General features: G+C 32.6%; 16 protein-coding genes. 13 read left to right on the top strand and 3 right to left on the bottom strand.

Translation table 11 applies throughout. The features are described 5' to 3' along the window. Positions 1-13 precede the first annotated feature (13 nt). From C4S29_RS02945 to C4S29_RS02925, 5 genes are all read left to right on the top strand, one after another. Entirely contained in the window at positions 14-5,980 is a 5,967-nt protein-coding gene (locus C4S29_RS02945) for an alpha-2-macroglobulin family protein (RefSeq protein WP_103912624.1), read from the top strand. Positions 5,981-6,214: 234 nt separating this feature from the next. Then, entirely contained in the window at positions 6,215-6,670 is a 456-nt protein-coding gene (locus C4S29_RS02940; RefSeq protein ID WP_103912623.1) for a DUF1569 domain-containing protein, read from the top strand. A gap of 5 nt (positions 6,671-6,675) precedes the next feature. Beyond that, positions 6,676-7,203, top strand: coding sequence for a hypothetical protein (locus C4S29_RS02935; protein ID WP_103912622.1), 528 nt, complete (start codon positions 6,676-6,678; stop codon positions 7,201-7,203). Between the two features lie 10 nt (positions 7,204-7,213). Continuing rightward, positions 7,214-7,702: a hypothetical protein gene (locus tag C4S29_RS02930; RefSeq protein WP_233740471.1), complete on the top strand. Its 489-nt coding sequence runs from the start codon at positions 7,214-7,216 to the stop codon at positions 7,700-7,702. Positions 7,703-7,761: 59 nt separating this feature from the next. Continuing rightward, positions 7,762-8,193, top strand: a complete 432-nt coding sequence (locus C4S29_RS02925) for a VOC family protein (protein WP_103913023.1) — start codon at positions 7,762-7,764, stop codon at positions 8,191-8,193. Positions 8,194-8,259: 66 nt separating this feature from the next. Here C4S29_RS02925 and C4S29_RS02920 read toward each other — a convergent pair whose 3' ends face one another. Next, a complete protein-coding gene (locus C4S29_RS02920) occupies positions 8,260-10,032 on the bottom strand; it encodes an AMP-dependent synthetase/ligase (protein ID WP_103912620.1) in 1,773 nt (590 codons plus the stop codon). 143 nt (positions 10,033-10,175) lie between these two features. On the opposite strand from C4S29_RS02920, the gene C4S29_RS02915 reads away from it, so the two are divergent. The 3 genes from C4S29_RS02915 (at position 10,176) to C4S29_RS02905 (ending at position 12,899) form a co-directional block, all read left to right on the top strand. Continuing rightward, the gene (locus tag C4S29_RS02915; RefSeq protein WP_103912619.1) at positions 10,176-11,318 is read left to right on the top strand and encodes an acyl-CoA dehydrogenase; all 1,143 of its coding nucleotides are present in this window, start codon (positions 10,176-10,178) and stop codon (positions 11,316-11,318) included. Between the two features lie 29 nt (positions 11,319-11,347). Next, positions 11,348-11,752 carry a hypothetical protein gene (locus tag C4S29_RS02910; protein ID WP_185116935.1) on the top strand — a complete coding sequence of 135 codons (405 nt, stop codon included), beginning with the start codon at positions 11,348-11,350 and terminating at the stop codon, positions 11,750-11,752. 136 nt (positions 11,753-11,888) lie between these two features. Continuing rightward, positions 11,889-12,899: a DUF2891 domain-containing protein gene (locus C4S29_RS02905; protein ID WP_233740470.1), complete on the top strand. Its 1,011-nt coding sequence runs from the start codon at positions 11,889-11,891 to the stop codon at positions 12,897-12,899. 230 nt (positions 12,900-13,129) lie between these two features. On the opposite strand, the gene C4S29_RS02900 is transcribed toward C4S29_RS02905, so the two are convergent. Next, entirely contained in the window at positions 13,130-14,740 is a 1,611-nt protein-coding gene (locus C4S29_RS02900) for a peptide chain release factor 3 (protein ID WP_103912617.1), read from the bottom strand. 169 nt (positions 14,741-14,909) lie between these two features. Here C4S29_RS02900 and C4S29_RS02895 point away from each other — a divergent pair, with 169 nt between their 5' ends. The 5 genes from C4S29_RS02895 (at position 14,910) to C4S29_RS02875 (ending at position 19,603) form a co-directional block, all read left to right on the top strand. After that, a complete protein-coding gene (locus C4S29_RS02895; protein ID WP_103912616.1) occupies positions 14,910-15,737 on the top strand; it encodes a CPBP family intramembrane glutamic endopeptidase in 828 nt (275 codons plus the stop codon). A gap of 40 nt (positions 15,738-15,777) precedes the next feature. Further along, positions 15,778-16,365, top strand: a complete 588-nt coding sequence (gene rdgB / locus C4S29_RS02890; protein WP_103913021.1) for an RdgB/HAM1 family non-canonical purine NTP pyrophosphatase — start codon at positions 15,778-15,780, stop codon at positions 16,363-16,365. A 29-nt stretch (positions 16,366-16,394) separates the two neighbouring features. Beyond that, the gene (locus C4S29_RS02885) at positions 16,395-17,312 is read left to right on the top strand and encodes a ribonuclease Z (protein ID WP_103912615.1); all 918 of its coding nucleotides are present in this window, start codon (positions 16,395-16,397) and stop codon (positions 17,310-17,312) included. 83 nt (positions 17,313-17,395) lie between these two features. Beyond that, positions 17,396-18,211 carry a TIGR02757 family protein gene (locus C4S29_RS02880; protein ID WP_103912614.1) on the top strand — a complete coding sequence of 272 codons (816 nt, stop codon included), beginning with the start codon at positions 17,396-17,398 and terminating at the stop codon, positions 18,209-18,211. Positions 18,212-18,361: 150 nt separating this feature from the next. After that, complete coding sequence (locus C4S29_RS02875) at positions 18,362-19,603, top strand: TCR/Tet family MFS transporter (protein ID WP_103912613.1); 1,242 nt, start codon at positions 18,362-18,364, stop codon at positions 19,601-19,603. Between the two features lie 69 nt (positions 19,604-19,672). On the opposite strand, the gene C4S29_RS02870 is transcribed toward C4S29_RS02875, so the two are convergent. Further along, the gene (locus C4S29_RS02870) at positions 19,673-20,422 is read right to left on the bottom strand and encodes a YoaK family protein (protein ID WP_103912612.1); all 750 of its coding nucleotides are present in this window, start codon (positions 20,420-20,422) and stop codon (positions 19,673-19,675) included. Between the last annotated feature and the right edge of the window lie 150 nt (positions 20,423-20,572).

The following is a 20,572-nucleotide window of genomic DNA, read 5'->3' as shown; positions in this document are numbered from 1 at the left end:
AAAAATAAACTTTATGAAAATACTTACCAAAGTTTTCTCAGTATTACTTTTAATACTGACTTTTTCTCACTTTTTCAGTCAAGAAAAGTACGATTTACAATGGAATAAAATTTCTGAAAATTATAAAAGCGGGCAATATAAATCTAATTTACCTATCATTTTAGAAATACAAAAAGAAGCAATGAAAGACAATAATGCTGTGCAACTCATCCGCTCATTAAAGGCAGAATTTAGCATTCTAAACCAAACGCACGACGATACAAAAAATAATGAAGCAAGCCTATTTTTTGAAAAATTAAAAATCATAGAACTGAGTCTTTCTGGCGATGGAAAGTTGATTTTTCAAGTATTATTGGGAGAGTTTTTCCAAGATTATTACAGCGAACATTCGTGGGAAATTAGAGGAAGAACAAATGTAGATAATCAAGATTTTTCACAAATTGAGACTTGGAGTAGATTGGGTTTTAAAAATTATTTAAGCCAATATTTTAAAGATAGAAATGCACAAAAAAGTCTATTAGAAAAGGTAGAAATAAAGCCTTACCAAAAGATTTTTCAAGATACTGAAAATCTAAATTATTACCCAACTTTGGCAGATTGGAATTCCATTAATGAAATAAATTTTTTAAAAAATGCCGATTTTTTCACTAAAGATGAAATTAAGGATAATCATGAAGAAATTTTGAAGATTTACAATGCTTTAATTGCAAATAATTCTGGAAATGCAAAATTGCAATTTCAGTTTTTAAAATTAAATTATGAATGCGATTTTTCCGCTTGTAAAAACCAGTTAGAACAATTAGAAAACCTTTACAACTCTCCTGAAAATGGAGATTTTAAGGTTTTAATTGCGGAAAGTATTATTCAAAAATATATGGAAAAGCAGGAATTTAAGACGGCTTTAAGTTGGATTGATAAAGTAAACCTGGCTTTTCCAAATTCGTTATTTAGTAATAATATTGAAGCGCTAAAAAACCAAATTACACAGCCTTCTTTAAATATTAAATATGATAAGAAAACACTTGCCGACAAGCCGATTCAATTGCTTGCAAATGCGAAAAATTTAGACCAATTTTCATTAAATATTTATAAAGTTAATGGTGATTTTCAAAATTATTTAAATTACACCCAAAGATCTTATGAGCAAAATTTATTTCAGCAGATTAAAAAAACATTAGTACGAAAAGAGCAGTTCAATTTACCAAAATTTGACGATTATAAAAATCATTCTACCGCTTTGGAAATCAAACCGTTGCCAAGTGGAATTTATGTGGTAGAATATGTGGTGAATGGTGAAATTACGCAACGTTTTTCTTTTATTGCCACGAATTCAAGAATTATTTATGCAGATAAAAGCCAAAGTTCAGGAAAAATTTTAAAATTAGTAGATAGAAATACGGGTGAAAATCTTACAAATCGAAAACTAGAACTTTATGAATTTACAAATAATGGAAATCTCATAAAGTCTGATTTAATGACTGATTCCGATGGAAATTTTAAATTTCCAAAATCTACTTCAAATGATTATTACCGCACTTATTTGGTGAACGATCCGAAAACGAATGATGTAGATTTAATTTCAGTTTATGGGAATAGAAATTATGTAAATCCAAAAAATAAAGATCAGGAAATGGCGCAAATATTTTTAGATAGAGCCATTTATAGACCTGGGCAAACCGTTTATTATAAGGTAATTGCGACGGCTTATAGCGGAGAAACTAACCAGGAAATTGTTGCCAAGAAAGTGAAATTAAACATTGTTTTGAATGATGCCAATTATGAAGAAATTGACAAACAAACTTTGACGACAAATGATTTTGGCTCTGTTAATGGTAGTTTTACGCTTCCGAAAGGCAAACTTAATGGTCGGTTTTCTATAGAAGTTGATAACGATGATGATGAAATGACGGATTATATAATTGAAGGCGATAAAAATTTCCAAGTTGAAGAATACAAACGTCCGAAATTTGAAGTGAATTTCGAGCCGATAAAAGGCGAATACAAATACGGCGAAACAGTTGAAGTGAAGGGAAAAGCGATGATGTTTTCGGGTGTCGCTTTGAGCAATGTAACCGTGAATTATGAGATTAAAAAACAAAACATCAGATGGCGGTATTTCTGGTGGTATCCGCGCGGAAATGATAATGAAAATTCTATCTTGGGCGAAGTAAAAACCAATGAAAAAGGAGAGTTTAGCATAAAACTAGACCTTAAAAAAGATGAAAAATTAGAAGGCATACAAATAGATAATTTTGAAATTAAAGCAAGCGTAACCGACATTAATGGCGAAACGCAATCTGCCACAGAAAATTTTAAAGTCGCTTCAGTTTCACATTATATTGATTTAGCAGACATTCCAAACAGTTTTGCAGATGAAAATATTAAAGTAAAAGTGGCGACTAAAAACTACAACGATCAAAATTTAGATAAATCTTATCATGTAAAATTGTCTAAGATTGAACCTGAAAACCGCGTGATTAGAAGTAATTTCAAAAATGCAAATCAAGATGCGCCCGTTTTTTCTAAGGAAGAATTTATCAAAAAATTTCCGCACGATTATTATGATAAATCAGAATTGAAAGATAAAGTTGAAATGGTAATTTCAGAGAAGATTCAAGAGCCAAGAACAAAAAACCAAAATGATGGCGCAATAAATCTTGATTCTGAAATCCTAAATCTTGGCTCTTTGAAAGCTGGAAAATATAAACTCGAACTTTATAATATTGAAGGAAGCGACACCATTAAAGCCGAAAAAACATTTGAAGTCTTTAGTCAAAAGTTTTTAGCCAAAAATCAAAAGCCGTTTTTAGAAGTTTTAAATCCAACCAAAGAATTGGATAGAAATGAGAAAGCGGAAATTTATATTTATTCTGCTATTCCAAATGCTGTGGTTAATATTTTTGTGCAAGACGGAAAATCTCCTCAAAAAATGGAGCAGAAAACTTTAAAAAATGGGGTTTTAAAATATGAAATTTCTTTGCCGAAAGATGAAAGCATAAATTCCTTAAATGTTCAAGTGCAATTGGTTGCTTTTAATGATGTGAAAACTGAAAATTTTAATTTAATTATTAAATCAGATAAAAAACCTTTGCGCATAGAAACCACCACTTTTCGGGATAAATTAGAACCCGGCGCAAAAGAAAAATGGACTTTAAAAATTCTTGGCGATGGAAAAGATGCCGTAAATGCAGAAGTTTTGGCCAATATGTACGACCAATCTCTCGATCAATTTGCAGTTAATTCTTATGATTGGCAAAGTCTAAAAAGAGATTATTCGAGTTTCAATTATTACACTGAAAATCAATATTTAGAAAATAGAAGTTACAGCAAAAGATTGCCGTATTTGAAGCGCAATTATATAATGATGCCGCAATTTCAATGGTTTGATGGTGTTTTAATTTATGAATCAGCAGTTTATGATAGTGAAGGTAATGCTAGTAATTTTTTAGTTGGTGAAGCTCCAGGAGTTTCTGTTCAGCGGGCGATGCCGGCTCCAGTTGCAAAATATATGGCTGTTAGAAAAGATTCAATTACTACAGATAAAAATATTGAAGAAGTTGTACAAGTTGGATATGGAAAAAAAGTAGTAAAAGCGCCTGCAGAAAATTTAGATAATATTCCAGTTCGCCAAAATCTAAACGAAACCGCGTTTTTTTATCCGCAATTACGAACCGATAAAGATGGCAATATTTCTTTCGAATTTACCTCGCCGGAAGCATTAACTCAATGGAAAGTGATGTTTCTAGCGCATACCAAAAATGCAGAATCTGCCTATTTAGAAAAATCTGTGGTTACTCAAAAAGAATTTTCAGTAACGCCAAATTATCCACGGTTTTTGCGAGAAGGTGATCAACTGATTTTACAAACAAAATTGTCGAGTTTGGTCGATAAACCTTTAAGTGGAGTAGCGCAGTTGCAGATTTTAGACGCTTTTACGAATGAAGACATTTCAAATCAATTTAATTTAAATGAAACTCAAAAACCATTTAGTTTAAAAGAAAATGGAAATGGTGTCGTAAACTGGACTTTAAAAGTTCCGAATAATGTGTCTTCAATTATTTTAAAAGTGGTTGCGAAAACCGAGCCCCTAAATCCCCTAAAGGGGACTATGGGGACTTTGAATACTTCGTATTCTGATGGAGAACAAAAAGCAATTGCCATTTTACCAAACAGAATGCTCGTTACAGATGCCGTTCCGATTTTTGTAAAACAAGGCGAAACCAAAACTTTTGTGTTGGATGCTTTAAAAAATAACACTTCTAAAACGGCGCAAAATGTTTCAAATACGTTGGAATTAACAACCAACCCAATTTGGGAAATTATGTTTGCGTTGCCAAGTTTGAAAAACGATAGCAATCTTTCCGCAGATGTGGTTTTTAATAAATGGTTTGCCGATGTTTTGGCAAGTGAAATTTTTAAGGCCAACCCAAAATTGAAAACGGTTTTCGAAGAATACCAATCTAAAGGTCTATTAAAAAGTAATTTAGAGAAAAATCAGGAATTAAAACAATTGCTTTTAGAAGAGACACCGTGGGTTTTAGACGCCAAAAATGAAACCGAACAAATGGAAAAATTAGCGCGACTTTTTGATGCGAACACCATGAGAAATTCCATAAACGACGATTGGACAGATCTGCAAAAATTGCAAAATCCAGATGGCGGATTTTCTTGGTATTCTGGCTATCCAAGTTCCTATTATTCATCACTTTACATTTTAAAAAATCTTGGTAAAATTAATGTTTGGTTGAAAGGAAATTTACAAGATTACCAGTCTTCTGAGCAAAAAGAAATGGTGAAAAAATTGGTAACTTATGTAGATGGCGAAATGGAGCGTTATTATGACATCAGAGAAGCCAAACCGTGGAGTAACGCCAATTTAGATTATTTGGATGCCCGACATTATTGGGAAAAAGATTTCCCGCTTTCTGGTAAAGGTTTAGCATTAAAAAAATTGATGATAGAAAAAGCGAAAACTGCTGATATCAAAGATTTTACCTTTTTTGGTTTGCACAGAAGTGCGCTTTTATTTAATGAATATGGATTGAAATCTTTATCGGATAAATTATTAACTTATTTAAAAGAAACTTCCACCCAAAGCGAAACTCAAGGCGTTTATTGGAAACAAAATTTCAGCGATTGGGGTTGGTTTTCTTCTAAAGTTGTGAACGAAGCAGGCGCTTTGGATGCGTTTAACCAATTAAAACCAGAAGACCAAAAATTTATTGAAGAAATGAAAATTTGGCTGATCACACAGAAAAAAGTTAATTCTTGGGAAACCTCTCGCGGAACGGCGGAAGTTATTTTTACGATTTTAAATTCTGGGCAATCTTGGACGAGTTCAGATTCAGACAAATCAACAATCGTTTGGGGCGGAAAAGAATTGAAAAATCCTGATACCAAAGCAACAGGTTATGTGAAATCTACTGTAAAATCCGATGTTTTAAATAAAAAATTAGGAACAGTTACCATCACAAAACCTGGCGCAGGAATTGTGCAAGGTGGTTTATTTTGGCAATATTATGAAGATTTAGATAAAATAAAATCTTCTGAAAATTTTATTTCTATCACCAAAGAATTATATAAAAAAGTGAAAACTGTAAACGGCGAAGAATTGCAAAAAATTAATGAAAATTCACCGTTAAAAATTGGCGATCGTGTAACAGTTCGGATGATTTTGAACACCGACCGACCAATGGAATTCATCCATTTAAAAGATATGCGCGCTGCAGGATTTGAACCTGTAAATGTGATTTCTGGCTACAGATGGAAAAATAATCTCGGCTATTATCAAAGCACAAAAGATGCTTCCACAAACTTCTACATTGAGCAAATGCCGAAAGGAAAATACGTTTTTGAGTACGATTATATTTGCAATGCAGCGGGAACCTTCAGCAACGGAATTACCACTTTGCAAAATTATTACGCCCCAGAAATGAATGCGAGAACGCAGGGAACAAAAGTCGAAATTCTGGAAAAATAATTTACTTTGTCAAAGTTTAAAAATCTTTGACAAAGTTTTTTTACTTCACGCTTTGTCAAAGTTTTAAAGCGTAAAAATAGTAACTTTGACAAAGTTTTGCATTAATTTCAATTTCACTTAATTTTTTATTTTTTCTCCACTTTGTCAAAGTTTTAAAGCATTACAATAGTAACTTTGACAAAGTTTTTTTTAAAGTTATTTGGAAAATTAATAAATTTGATAAAACTAATAACCATGCAAAATATTTTCGACGCAAAAGATGCGCAAACTTATATTGATAGAATCAATAATCTAACGCCCAAGAGCCAAGGAAAATGGGGGAGAATGAGTGTGGATCAAATGTTAGCGCATTGCAATGTTTCTTATGAATTGGTTTACGAACCTCAAAAGCATAAAAAAACAAATGCGATTGCGAAGTTTTTTATTAAAAAATTTGTGAAATCTAAAATTGTAAATGAACAAGGTTATAAGCAAAACCTGCCAACTGGTCCTGCTTTTAGAATTTTAGAATCAAAAGATTTTGAAGCTGAAAAAGCCCGATTAATTGGTTTTATACAGAAAACGCAGCAACTTGGTCCAGACGCGTTTGAAGGCAAAGAAAATGCTGTGTTTGGTGAATTAAAAGCGTCTGAATGGAATAATATGTTCGCCAAACACCTTAATCATCATCTAGAACAATTTGGCGTTTAAATAGTATGAAGTATTTTTTTATTTTAGTATTAGTAATTTCAAACTGTTTGTTTTTGCGCGCTCAAAATTCATTTCCTTACAAAAACGATGATTTTTCGGCTAAAATAATAAATAAAGATGCTTTTTTTGAAGGGAAGTCTGATAATGATAAAGTTTTTAAAATTAAATTTGAAGCGGTTACAAAAAATCTGAAAAAGCCCGAAAATTATACCGTAATTGGCGTTACAAAATTTGATGGTGAAACTGCTAAATTCGCTGGTGAGATTACTTTTAAAGAAGCATTTGGGGTTAGAAATTTGCCACAAGATGTTTTATTTTTTGGTGATTTCAATTTCAACGAAAAAACAGATAAAGCGGTTTTAAGTAATTTTAAAGGTAAAATCAGGATGCAGATAAATAAAGATGTAAATAATCCCAATGCCACTGCAACTTTGACCTTTAAAGGAGATTTGGTGAGAAATAATGAAAAAAGCCAGCAAATATGGTTTTCGAATTTTGTTCACAATGATATTGATAAAGTGATTTTTAGATAAATAAACCATAATGATGAAAAAACTAAACCTTTTATTTTTGTTTTTTAGCGTTTTTGCTTTTTCGCAAATGCCAAATATTTCAACCGTTTTCCTCAATAATTCTAAACCGTATATCGGTACTTTTGGAGCAAAGAAAATACCAATAAAAATTAAAATTAATATATCGGATCAAGACAAGAAAAATTCTCAAAACTACTTCGTTTCGGGCTACACTTTGATGAATAAAAAATACGAAAAAATTGAAGGTACAATATTAATTACCAAATATAAAGATGGTAGAAAAAGGAGTTCTGTTTATGGCACTTACGAAATTGCGCAAGATCCGAAAGCGGAAAATTCTGGCCTATTTACGGGGAAATTTATCTATACCTTTAAATGGAATAAAAAGACTGAAAAAATTGAAGATCAGTTTCTAGAATTTGTGGGTGAGAGAAAAAATTACCAAACAAATGCCATAGAAACCACGAAATGGAATAATGAACCGGAGAACGGAAAGTAAAATTGAAAATTTTTATTGGAAATTACAAACAAATTCAAACAAAAAAATACATATTAAAAATGGCAACAGTAAACCCTTATCTAATCTTCGACGGCAATTGCAAGGCCGCTTTTGATTTTTATAAAAATGCCTTCGGAAAAGATTTTGCCGACATTAATTATTTTGGCGATATGCCACCACAAGAAGGCAAACCTGCATTAACAGACTTGCAAAAAGAAATGATAATGCACGTGAAATTAGAAATTTCTAAGGAAACATTTTTATATGGAAGCGATATCTATCCTGGTACGCCTGGATTTTCCACTGGCGATGGTTTTTCTATTTCCATTAATGCAGATTCGCGAAAAGAAGCAACAGATTTATTTAATAAATTATCTGAAGGAGGCGAAGTTACGATGCCTTTAGCAGATACATTTTGGGGTGCTTATTTCGGGATGTGGAAAGATAAATTTGGAGTAGATTGGATGATTAATTTTGATGAGCCAAAATAGTAAGTAAAAAAATCCACGAAAAATTAAATTTTTCGTGGATTTTTTATATCAATTATTTTTCATCATTTATGCTGAATGGCCGTACAATTTGTTATATAATTTAATGTATTTTTCTTTCACCGCTTTTCTTTTTAATTTTAAAGTAGGTGTGAGCAAACCGTCTTCTACAGTCCAAACATCAGGTGTTAATTCAATTTGTTTTATTTGCTCCCATTTACCTAAATGGCTATTTAATTGGTCTAATTCTTTCTGAATTCTCGCTTTTACCTGTTCATTATTACAAATTTCTTCGTTAGAATCTCCAAGTGAAATATGGTGAATTTTAGCCCAATTTTTTATTAAATCAAAAGCAGGCTGCACCAAGGCGCAAGGCATTTTCTCTCCATCTCCAACTACCATTATTTGCTCAATAAATTTCGAGGCTTTCGCTGCATTTTCTATTACTTGCGGGGCTATATATTTGCCACCGCTGGTTTTAAACATCTCCTTTTTTCGGTCGGTTATAAATAGGAAATTATCTTCATCCAAATGTCCGATATCGCCTGTCATAAAATAGCCATCTTTCGTAAAGGCTTCTGCAGTTTTATCTTCCGCTTTGAAATAGCCTTTTGTAACAGAAGGGCCTTTCACGATAATTTCTCCGTCTTCTGCAATTTTTACATCCAAATTTGCCAAAGGTTGACCTACAGAACCTATTTTTAATTTATCAAAAGAATTTACAGCAATTACGGGAGATGTTTCCGTCAAGCCATAACCTTCTAAAATCGGAAGTCCAGCGGCGTGAAACATATTATTAAGACGCGTAGATAAAGCAGCAGAACCAGATACTAAAGTTAAAATATTTCCACCAAGTCCTTCGCGCCATTTAGAAAAAACCAGTTTATCTGCAATTATATGTTTAAAAGATTTTGGTTTTGTAATGTCATAATTTTCTGCAATTTTTACAGCCCAAAGAAAAATTTTAGCCTTTAAGCCACCAGAGCCTGTTCCTTTGCTATAAATAGTATCGTAAACTTTTTCAACTAATCTGGGGACAACCGTCATATACTGTGGTTTTATTTCCCTTACATTATCACCAATTTTTTCGATACTTTCTGCAAAATAAATTGAAAATCCATTGTAACTGTACAAATAATAAATCATGCGCTCAAAAACATGGCAAATGGGCAGAAAACTTAATGTTTTAAGTTCCTTATAATCAATCTTTAAACGCGGAATTCTTGGGTTTGAAGCCAAAACATTCGCTACTAAATTTCGATGCGTGAGCATAACGCCTTTAGGTTTTCCTGTGGTACCAGAAGTGTAGATTAATGTTGCTAAATCTTCTTCGTTTATGGATTTCATTAAATCTTCCACTTCGTCTTGTGTGGCATCATCTTCGCCCAAATCCAAAATTTCTTTCCAATTAGGTGCGCCTTTTACGTCATCAAAACAAAAAATTCCGACCAAGGATTTTACTTGTTTTTGTACATCGATTAATTTTTCATATAATTCTTTGTCAGAAACAAAGCAATATTTTATTTCAGCATCATCAAAAATATAAATATAATCGGCAACCGAAATTGTAGGATAAACGGGAACTGTAATTACGCCAATTTGTGAAATACCCAAATCCATAATGCACCATTCTGTGCGGTTTGTGGTAGATATAAGGCCAATTTTATCACCTGGTTTAATGCCTAATTTTAATAATCCTCGTGAGATTTTATTCCCTTGGTTTACAAATTCTAAAGTGGAAGTTTTTTTCCACACACCATTTTTTTTGGTGACCAAGAAATCGTCTTTTGGAAAATTATCAAGTGCATTTTGGGCAAAATCAAAAAGTCTAGTAATCGGCATATTTATTATATTTAAATAAGTTTTGTGTTAAAGTTATCAATTTAGTAAAAATATCAAAATTATTCTTATAAATCAAAAAATAAAATTGTTTTAATATTTTTACTATTTATCGTATTTTTACAAAGTAACATTTAATTTTTTTTATGAACTTTAATTTAACGGAAGAACAGTTGATGATTCAGCAAGCAGCAAGAGATTTTGCTCATTCTGAACTTTTACCAGGCGTTATTGAGCGCGATACAGAACAAAAATTTCCCTATGAGCAAGTGAAGAAAATGGGCGAATTGGGATTTATGGGAATGATGGTAGATCCAAAATACGGCGGCGCCGGGATGGATAGTATTTCTTATGTTTTGGCTTTGGAAGAAATTTCTAAAATTGATGCTTCTGCAGCAGTCGTAATGTCTGTTAATAATTCTTTGGTTTGTGCAGGATTAGAAAAATTTTGCAACGAAGAACAAAAACAAAAATATCTAAAACCTTTGGCAAGCGGGGAAGTAATTGGTGCGTTTGCTTTAAGCGAGCCAGAAGCAGGTTCCGACGCTACTTCACAAGCCACAACGGCCGAAGACAAAGGCGATTATTACTTGCTAAATGGTACAAAAAATTGGATTACAAATGGAAAAAATGCCACATTCTATATTGTAATGGCGCAAACAGATCCTGCAAAAAGACACAAAGGCATTAATGCTTTTATTGTAGAAAAAGGCTGGGAAGGTTTTGTTACAGGGCAAAAAGAAGATAAATTGGGAATTCGTGGTAGCGATACTTGCTCATTAATGTTTACGGATGTGAAAGTGCCAAAAGAAAATAGAATTGGCGAAGATGGTTTCGGATTCAAATTTGCGATGGCAGTTTTAAATGGTGGTAGAATTGGCATTGCTTCACAAGCATTAGGAATTGCAAGTGGCGCATACGAATTGGCACTAAAATACGCACAAGAAAGAAAATCTTTCGGTACAGAAATTATCAATCACCAAGCAATCGCCTTCAAATTAGCCGATATGCATGTAAATATTATGGCTGCAAGAATGCTTTGTTATAAAGCAGCGGCAGAAAAAGATGAAGGAAAAGATATTTCTGAAAGTGGTGCAATGGCAAAACTTTATGCGTCACAAGTTGCGATGGATACTACAATTGAAGCCGTTCAAATTCATGGTGGATATGGCTATGTTAAAGAATACCACGTAGAAAGACTAATGCGCGATGCCAAAATTACACAGATTTATGAAGGTACTTCTGAAATTCAAAAAATTGTAATTATTAGAAGTATTTCAAAAAAATAGTCTATTTTTAATTAATTAAAAAAATTAAAATGGCAGAAGATATCTATAAAGAAAAGAAAAGAGGTTACGGAAAATTTATTTTTTGGATTGTTTTAATCATTTTTCTTTTTGGTGGTACCACAATTTGGTATAAATATTATTTTGTTTTTGGCGAAGGTGTGAAATCAGGCTATCTCAATTACGCCGTCAGAAAAGGCAATGTTTTTAAAACTTATGAAGGAAAACTCATCCAACAAGGTTTTGGGAACAACTCAAAATCTGGTGCTTTAACGAGTTATGAATTTGAGTTTTCTATTGAAGATGAAGCCGTTTTCAAACAAATGGAAGCCAATAGCGGAAAGTATTTTGATCTGCATTATAAAGAATATCATGGTGTTTTACCTTGGCGCGGAAACACAGTTTACGTTGTAGATAAAGTCGTAAATATCAAATAAAGTAATCAACCTTTCAATTTTTTGGAAGGTTTTTTTTATAGAAATAATCTCTATATTTAAGTTTTTAAAATTAACTATGAAAACACTTTTACTTTTTTTTATTTTATTAAACACAAGCATTTTTGCTCAACAAAACATGAAATTTACAGACGAAATCGCCGCAAAACTAGCCGAAAAACCTTTGAAATGTATTAACCAAGAATACCCAAATAAAACAGCACACGTCATCAATTCTGCAGCAGAAGCAACATTAACGCCTGCAGATTTACATCCTGCTTTTTATGGCTGTTTTGATTGGCATTCATCTGTTCATGGTCATTGGATGTTAGTTAGAATTCTTAAAAGCAAACCAAATTTCGCAAAATCTTTTGAAATAACTTCAATTTTAGAAAATTCTTTTCAAGCAGATAAAATGCAAAAAGAAGCCGATTATTTTACAAAATATGAAGTAGCAAAAAATTTCGAAAGAACTTATGGTTGGGCGTGGATTTTACAGTTAGATAAAGAATTAGCAACCTGGGACAATCCACAAGCAAAGATCTGGCACAAAAATTTAAAACCTTTAACCGATGAAATTTTAAGACTTTGGAAAGATTATTTGCCTAAACAAACTTACCCAAACAGAACCGGCGTGCATCCAAATACAGCGTTTGCCATGTCTTTCGCAATAGATTGGGCAAGAGCAACCGGCGATAAAGATTTTGAGAAACTATTGGTAGAAAAATCGAAATATTTTTATTTAAAAGATAAAAAAACACCAGCTTATTTAGAACCAGATGGCAGCGATTTTTTCTCACCAAGTTTAGAAATTGCAGATTTAATGCGAAGAATTCTTCCGCAAAAAGAATTTGTAAAATGGATAAATGAATTCTACGATGAAAGAAGTATTGAGAATATTTCTAAAATCCCAGTAATCAGCGATATTAATGATTTTCAAACCGTTCATTTGGTTGGTTTATCTTTTACCAAAGCCTGGTGTATGAAAGGAATTTCTGACGCTTTACCCAAAAATCATCCTTTGAAAGAAAAATTTAAAAAGACTGCAAATATCTTTTTAGAAAATGCTTTGCCACTGGTTTTTGCAGGAAATTATGGCGGCGATCATTGGTTGGCAAGTTTTGCGGTTTATGCGTTGTCGCACAAATAAATTTCACGTATGGTGGCGGAATTTCACGCAATGACGTAAAGAAAATATGAGCAAAGAACTTAAAGGTTAATATTATGTCTTAAAAATTGCCAAACGCTAATTAAAAATATTTTTTTTCTAATATTAAAAAATCTGTGAAAATCTGTGCGCCAAAAAAATCTGCTCAATCAGCAAAATCAGCGAGAAATGTATAATAGAAACTTTTGTGACTAAGTGGTAAAAAGTCTTAATTAAATCTTCTCAAAATTATCCGCATTTCTAAACTCACTTATAAAATGCAGTTTCACATTCGGGAATTTTTCCTGCGTCATGTGAATCGTGAAAGAAGAATCTGCCAAAAATACGAGTTGATTAAATTTATCTCTTGCCAAAAATCTTTGTTTCAAACGTGCAAATTCTTTAAATTCTTCCGATTTTTCATCTGCTTCAATCCAGCACGCTTTGTGAATAGAAAGTGGCTCATAAGAACATTTTGCGCCGTATTCATGCTCTAATCTGTACTGGATCACTTCATATTGCAGCGCACCAACTGTCCCAATAATTTTTCGGTTATTCATTTCCATGGTGAATAATTGCGCAACACCTTCATCCATTAACTGGTCAATTCCTTTATTTAATTGTTTCGCTTTTAAAGGATCATTATTATTAATATATCTAAAATGTTCTGGCGAAAAATTCGGAATTCCTTTAAAATTAATTTTTTCTCCTGCCGTTAAAGTATCACCAATTCTGAAATTTCCAGTATCATGAAGCCCAACAATATCGCCCGGGAAACTCTCATCAACAACTTCTTTTTTATCGGCAAAAAATGCATTTGGCGAAGAAAATTTTAATTTTTTGCCATCACGAACCAAAAGATAATTTTCATTTCTTTTAAAAGTTCCTGAAACAATTTTCACGAAAGCCAATCTATCACGGTGTTTCGGATCCATATTCGCATGGATTTTAAACACAAAACCAGTAAAATCTTCTTCCTCAGGTTTTACCAAACGCATATCAGAATTTTTTGGTTGTGGTTTTGGTGCAATTTCTATAAACGCATCTAGCAATTCGCGCACACCAAAATTATTTAAAGCAGAACCAAAAAAGACGGGCTGCAAATCACCTGCAAGATAATCGGCTCTGTTAAAAGGAGGATAAACTTCCTGAATCAATTCCAATTCTTCGCGCAAAGTTTTGGCGGCTTTTGCGCCAATTACGGCATCAATGCTTTCATCATTAATATCATCAAACTTAATGGTTTCGCTTACTTTTTGCTTTTTTTCTTCAAGAAAAAGTTGAATATTATTTTCCCAAATATTATAAATGCCTTGAAAATTTTCGCCCATTCCGATTGGTAAAGACAGCGGGCAGGTTTGCAAACCTAATTTTTGCTCCACTTCATCTAATAAATCGAAGGCATCTTTTCCTTCGCGGTCTAGTTTATTAATGAAAACCAACATCGGAATATTTCGCATTCTACAAACCTGAACGAGTTTTTCGGTTTGTTCTTCCACACCTTTTGCAACGTCAATTACTACAATTACAGAATCTACAGCCGTTAAAGTTCGGTAAGTATCTTCTGCAAAATCTTTGTGACCAGGCGTATCTAGAATGTTGATTTTGTGGTTTTTATATTCAAAAGCCAAAACGGAAGTCGCCACAGAAATCCCTCTTTGGCGCTCAATTTCCATAAAATCAGACGTTGCCCCTTTTTTTATTTTATTAGATTTTACTGCGCCCGCTTCCTGAATGGCGCCACCAAAAAGCAATAACTTTTCCGTTAAAGTCGTTTTTCCTGCATCTGGGTGAGAAATAATGCCGAAGGTTTTTCTCTTATCGATTTCTTTTTGTAAAGACATTTATTAAATTTTAAATTTTAGATTTTGAATTATATTTTTTTTAAATTCAAATCTTTTGTAAACTATTTTAAAAATTCACAAATGCAAAAATCGTGATTTTTATTGAGAATGGAAAGTGCAAGTTCGCGAGATTGCAGAATTGCTTTATCTTTGCAAAAAAATTTTATAATTGGAAAGACTGAAATCATTTAATTTTACGATTGGTTGGCGAGAAATCGGCATTTTAATTGGCGGTTATTTTGTGGCACAAATTATACTTCTCGCAGTTGTTATGTCTTATTCTTTCTTTTTAAAGCAAGATGTGATGTTATCTTCAGGTTTTCAGTTGATAGCTTATGTTTTAAGTTTAGGTCTGCCCATTTTGTTTTTCGATCTATTTGTAACGCGCCCGCAAGGTTTTAAACTTAATTTTAATTTTTCTTCAAAACCAGTTCTTACTTATATTCAAGTTTTTTTAATGATGTTTGGCATGATGCTCATTTCAGAGTTTTTAACCAATTTAATACCGACTAAAGGCCCAATTTTCGGGGATTTGTATTTAAAATTTGTGGCGCAAATGAATTCCATTTCAATGGATCATGCGGCGATGTTGATAATGGTTGCGATTTTGGCTCCAATTTTTGAAGAAATTTTATTTCGGGGCATTATTTTAAAGGCAATGCTCAACAAAGGCGTTAGTCCGAAAAAAGCCATAGTGTTTTCTTCTTTAATTTTTGGTGCTGTTCATGGTTATCCTTGGCAATTTTTGGGCGCATTTTTGCTCGGTCTGGTTTTGGGATTGGTTTACTGGAAAACAAAGTCTTTGTTAATGTCTATTTTACTGCATTCATTTAATAATTTTATCGCGGCGATGTTGATCATTTTTACAAAAGATGAAACATTTACACAAAGTTTTGGCGTTCCAGAAATCTATATTCTAGCGCTCGGATTAATTATTTTTGGCCTGTCTTATTATTTTTTCATGCATAAAAATAAGGTGGTTTATCAAGATAATTAAAGCGTTATTTAAAAAAAAATTCAAACAAAATAAAATAAGAATTAAAATGGAACTTCTAGTCGCAACACATAATATTCATAAAAAAGAAGAAATTCAGCAGATTTTAGGATCAGATTATTTGGTGACGAGTTTGGCAGATTATAATTTGCACGACGAGATAGTAGAAGATGGAAAAAGTTTTCAAGAAAACGCTTTGATAAAAGCAAAATATTGTTTTGAAAAAACTGGTAAACCTAGTTTGGGAGATGATTCTGGCTTGGTTGTAGAAAGTTTAGACGGAAGACCTGGGATTTATTCTGCGAGATATGCAGGCAACCACGATTTTAAAAAAAATATCGCCAAAGTTTTAGAAGAATTAGCAGGAGAACCGAACCGAAGAGCCTATTTTGTTTCTATGCTTTGCTATAAAGATGAAAATGGCGAACATTTTTTTGAGGGCCGAGTTTACGGTAATATTACGCAAAAACCTTTCGGAGAAGAGGGTTTCGGCTATGATCCAATATTTACACCAGAGAATCACAATCAAACTTTTGCGGAAATGCACGTGGAAGAAAAAAATAAAATTAGCCACAGAAAATTGGCTTTAGATCATTTTGTTCGGTTTTTGAATGCAGAAAATCAGCAATAATTTGTAACTTCAAACTTTAATATTATATTTTGAGTTCTTACCTTACCATTCTCGGTTTCAATTCTGCAATTCCCACTGTAAATGCGTCGCCGACGGCACAAATGTTAGAAATGGAAGAACGCCATTTTTTGATCGATTGTGGCGAAGGAACACAAGTGCAATTAAGAAAAGCAAAGTCGAAATTTTCTAAAATTAATCATATTTTTATCTCGCATCTTCACGGTGATCATTGCTTTGGTTTGCCGGGTTTAATTGCTTCTTTCAGGCTTTTGGGCAGAGAAAAACCGTTGCATATCTACGGCCCAGAGGGTATAAAAGAAATGCTGGAGACAATTTTTAGAATCACGGAAACTTATCGTGGTTTTGAAATTATTTACCACGAACTCAATAAAAATTATTCCGAAAAAATTTATGATGATAGCAGAGTAGAAGTCTTCACAATCCCTTTAAATCATAGGATTTATTGCAATGGCTATTTATTTAAAGAAAAGGAAAAAGAACGGCATCTCAATATGGAAGAAATTTCAAAATATCCTGAAATTGAAACCTGCGATTATCAAAATATTAAAAACGGAAAAGATTTTAAATTAAAAGATGGCTTTATTCTTAAAAATGAAAAATTAACGACAGATCCTACACCTCCAATTTCTTACGCTTTTTGTAGTGATACAAGGTATTTGGAAACGATTGTTCCGATTATTAAAGATGTAAATGTGCTTTACCACGAATCTACTTTTCTACACGATTTAAAGGAGATGGCAGATTATACAGGGCATACAACAGCTTTGGAAGCGGCGCAAATTGCAAAAGCAGCGAATGTTAAAAAATTAATTCTCGGTCATTTTTCTAACCGTTATGGCGATTTAAAAGTTTTTACAGATGAAGCGCGAGCCATTTTTCCGCAAACATATTTGCCAAAAGCGCTTGAAACTTTAACTTTAGAATAAAATCGGAAGTAAAAGTTTTAACTAAAATCAACTAAAGGTATTAGGCGATTATGTTTGGCTTTTAAGAAAATCAATCATTTCAAATGAAAAAAGAAAAAGTAAATTTGGATGAAGTTTTTTTATTGCTTAATGAAAAAGCCGAACGATACAACCATCCGAATTTTATTGAACTAGATCCGATAAGCATTCCGCATCGCTTTACTTTAAAACAAGATATAGAAATTTCTGGATTTTTAACCGCAACAATTTCCTGGGGAAATCGTAAATCTATTTTAAATTCTGCCCAAAAAATGCTGGATTTTATGGATCATTCTCCGTTTGATTTTATTAAAAATTTTACTGAAAAAGATTTGAGATTTCTACAGGCTCAATCTAACAATTTTAAAAGCATTCATAGAACTTTTAGCGGAAAAGATTTTGCCTATTTTTTAATTAATTTAAAAAGAATTTATAAGAATTTTGATAGTTTGGAAGACTTATTTTTAGTGCAAAAAGATGAAAGCAATTTCTACCATTCTTTGCAAAGGTTTCGTACTTATTTTTTGACAGAAAATGCTGGAAAATCATCCAAACACGTGAGTTCTACGTATAAAAATTCGGCTGCAAAAAGATTGATGATGTATTTGCGATGGATGGTTCGGCAAGACAAAAAGGGCGTAGATTTTGGTATTTGGAAAAATATCGATCAAAAATATTTATCAATTCCTCTCGATGTTCATACTGCCAATATTTCGAGAGAATTAGGACTTTTAAATCGCACACAAAACGACTGGAAAGCGGTGGAAGAATTAGATCTGATGATTAGAAAATATCAGCCAGAAGACCCAGCGGTTTTAGATTTTGCTTTGTTTGGAATGGGCGTGAATAAAGATTTAACAGATAAATTACTTAAGATTTAGATTAAAAAATTGCAAATTTTAGAAAACAAAAAACCTCGATTTTAAAAACTTAAATGTTCTAAATTCTAAAACATTTTTGTTCTTTATGCTAATGTGACTTATGTGTTTAAAAAAAGCAATTTACTTTGTTAGTTTTTATAAATTTACGGAATGAAAAAAACGCAAAAATCTGCAGCGGTTGGTTTTATCTTTATCACCATATTAATCGACGTTACAGGGTGGGGAATTGTCATTCCTGTGGTGCCAAAATTAATACAAGAATTATTGCATGCAGATCTTAGTGTTGCCGCACAATATGGCGGTTGGTTGAGTTTTGCCTACGCATTTATGCAGTTTATTTTCGCTTCAGTTTTAGGCGGTTTGAGTGATAAATTCGGTAGAAGACCGGTAATTTTATTTTCACTTTTGGGCTTTGCAGTTAACTTTTTTTTACAAGCTTGGGCGCCGACAATTTTGTGGCTTTTTGTTGGTAGAATTTTATCTGGTGTTACAGGAGCAAGTATCACGACTGCGAGCGCTTATATTGCTGATGTTTCTACAGATGAAAACCGCTCTAAAAATTTTGGTTTAATTGGTGCTGCTTTTGGCATTGGCTTTATAGTTGGACCAGTAATTGGTGGACTTTTAGGTCAGTTTGGTTCGCGTGTGCCGTTTGTTGCTGCTGGAATATTATGTTTAATTAATTTTCTCTACGGCTATTTTGTTTTGCCAGAAAGTTTACCGAAAGAGCAGCGAAGAGATTTCTCAATCAAAAGAGCTAATCCTGTGGGCTCCTTGCTTAGGCTAAAAAATTATCCTAAAATTTTAGGTTTGGTTGCTGCTTTAATTTTAGTTTATATCGGTGGACACGCAGTTCAAACAAATTGGACGTATTTTACGATGTATAAATTCAGTTGGTCTGAGAAAACGGTTGGTTTATCTCTGGGCGTAGTTGGGATTATTACGGCTTTGGTTCAGGGCGTGTTAATTAGATACATTCATCCGAAAATTGGCAATGAAAAAAGTATTTATTATGGTTTAATGCTCTATTCTTTAGGGATGATTTTATTTGCTTTTGCTACAAAAAGTTGGATGATGTTTGCGTTCCTAATTCCGTACGGATTAGGCGGAATTGCAGGTCCCGCAATACAAAGTGTGATTTCTGCACAAGTTCCGCGTAATGAGCAAGGCGAATTGCAAGGCGCTCTCGCAAGTTTGGTGAGTTTAACGGCGATTGTTGGGCCACCTTTGATGACGAACACTTTTTTCTTTTTCACGCACGATGAAGCACCTTTTAAATTTGCAGGTGCGCCATTTTTTCTCGCTTCCATTCTGATGGGAACAGCCGCAATTATTGCTTTCAGGGTTTTTAAAACCGAGAAACTAAAGAATCAAAATGATGTTTTGGAGTGAATTGAAATAAAGTTATAAAAAAACAAAGTAAATTTTTTCAGAAGTCGCGACTTTTGTATCGCTAAATTTTCAGATTTTATTAGAATTGTATTTTTGATGTCTCTTAAATCTTCTTTTTAGTAAAATTAATTTGAATTTTGTGTAATCATAGATTAAGCCCAAAAGTAGGGTAGTTGCGGCAATTGTTAATGCGTAAATTCCAATTTTTGAATATAAAACGCCGCCGAAAACACCACCAATAAAAAAGAAATTAATAATTGTAAGTCGCAACTTTATAGACGAAAATAGTTTTTTCTTTTCATCTGCTGTTTTATAGAAAAATAATTGAGATAAATCAATTCCCAAATCCGTGAAAAGTCCCGTTAAATGTGTTGTTCTTACAACTGCACTAGATATAGTAGTAACGAAAGAATTTTGAAGACCCATCGCAAAAAGCAAACTAAAAGCGACTAAATTTGGATTTTTAAGAATTAAAGTTTGCCCATAAAAGCCTAGAATTAAAAGAATTATACTTTCTATTAAAGTCGGTACAACATAAATATAGCGTTCGTTTTTTCTGGCAAAAAACTCAATTAGTAAATTTGAAACAAAAGAACCAAAGAAAAAGGAGAAAATGTAAAGGAAAAAAATTAAACTGTGTCTGAAATTTAACTTAAAAACTTCATCCATAAAAAAGGCAAAATGGCCAGTAACATTGGTGGTTAACCTTTGCACAGAAAAAAAACCAACCGTGCTCACAATACCTGCGACAAAAGATAATAAAGAAGCAATTTTTAAATTATGACTTAATGTGCGCGTTTTTCCATAATGTCTGAACATTCTTTTTTTTCTTTTTTAAATTGATTTCTCGTGGTGCAAATTTAGGTTATTGTTGAAATACCACCTAAAAATCGCTTGTGCTAGATAAAATTTAAAAGACATTTCTTTTGATTTTTTATTGAAATTGCAAAAAAAAAGTTTACTAATTTC

Source organism: Halpernia humi (assembly GCF_900108025.1).
Lineage (GTDB): Bacteria > Bacteroidota > Bacteroidia > Flavobacteriales > Weeksellaceae > Halpernia > Halpernia humi.
The sequence above is the reverse complement of the archived record's forward strand: the minus strand, read 5'-3'. Positions and strand labels throughout refer to the sequence as shown.

Coding starts and splice junctions, on each gene's coding strand:
- C4S29_RS02920 (WP_103912620.1), bottom strand. CDS start 10,032: ATGCCGATTACTAGACTTTTTGATTTTGCCCAAAATGCACTTGATAAT.
- C4S29_RS02930 (WP_233740471.1), top strand. CDS start 7,214: ATGATGAAAAAACTAAACCTTTTATTTTTGTTTTTTAGCGTTTTTGCT.
- C4S29_RS02915 (WP_103912619.1), top strand. CDS start 10,176: ATGAACTTTAATTTAACGGAAGAACAGTTGATGATTCAGCAAGCAGCA.
- C4S29_RS02875 (WP_103912613.1), top strand. CDS start 18,362: ATGAAAAAAACGCAAAAATCTGCAGCGGTTGGTTTTATCTTTATCACC.
- C4S29_RS02945 (WP_103912624.1), top strand. CDS start 14: ATGAAAATACTTACCAAAGTTTTCTCAGTATTACTTTTAATACTGACT.
- C4S29_RS02880 (WP_103912614.1), top strand. CDS start 17,396: ATGAAAAAAGAAAAAGTAAATTTGGATGAAGTTTTTTTATTGCTTAAT.
- C4S29_RS02925 (WP_103913023.1), top strand. CDS start 7,762: ATGGCAACAGTAAACCCTTATCTAATCTTCGACGGCAATTGCAAGGCC.
- C4S29_RS02900 (WP_103912617.1), bottom strand. CDS start 14,740: ATGTCTTTACAAAAAGAAATCGATAAGAGAAAAACCTTCGGCATTATT.
- C4S29_RS02905 (WP_233740470.1), top strand. CDS start 11,889: ATGAAATTTACAGACGAAATCGCCGCAAAACTAGCCGAAAAACCTTTG.
- C4S29_RS02910 (WP_185116935.1), top strand. CDS start 11,348: ATGGCAGAAGATATCTATAAAGAAAAGAAAAGAGGTTACGGAAAATTT.
- C4S29_RS02935 (WP_103912622.1), top strand. CDS start 6,676: ATGAAGTATTTTTTTATTTTAGTATTAGTAATTTCAAACTGTTTGTTT.
- C4S29_RS02940 (WP_103912623.1), top strand. CDS start 6,215: ATGCAAAATATTTTCGACGCAAAAGATGCGCAAACTTATATTGATAGA.
- C4S29_RS02870 (WP_103912612.1), bottom strand. CDS start 20,422: ATGTTCAGACATTATGGAAAAACGCGCACATTAAGTCATAATTTAAAA.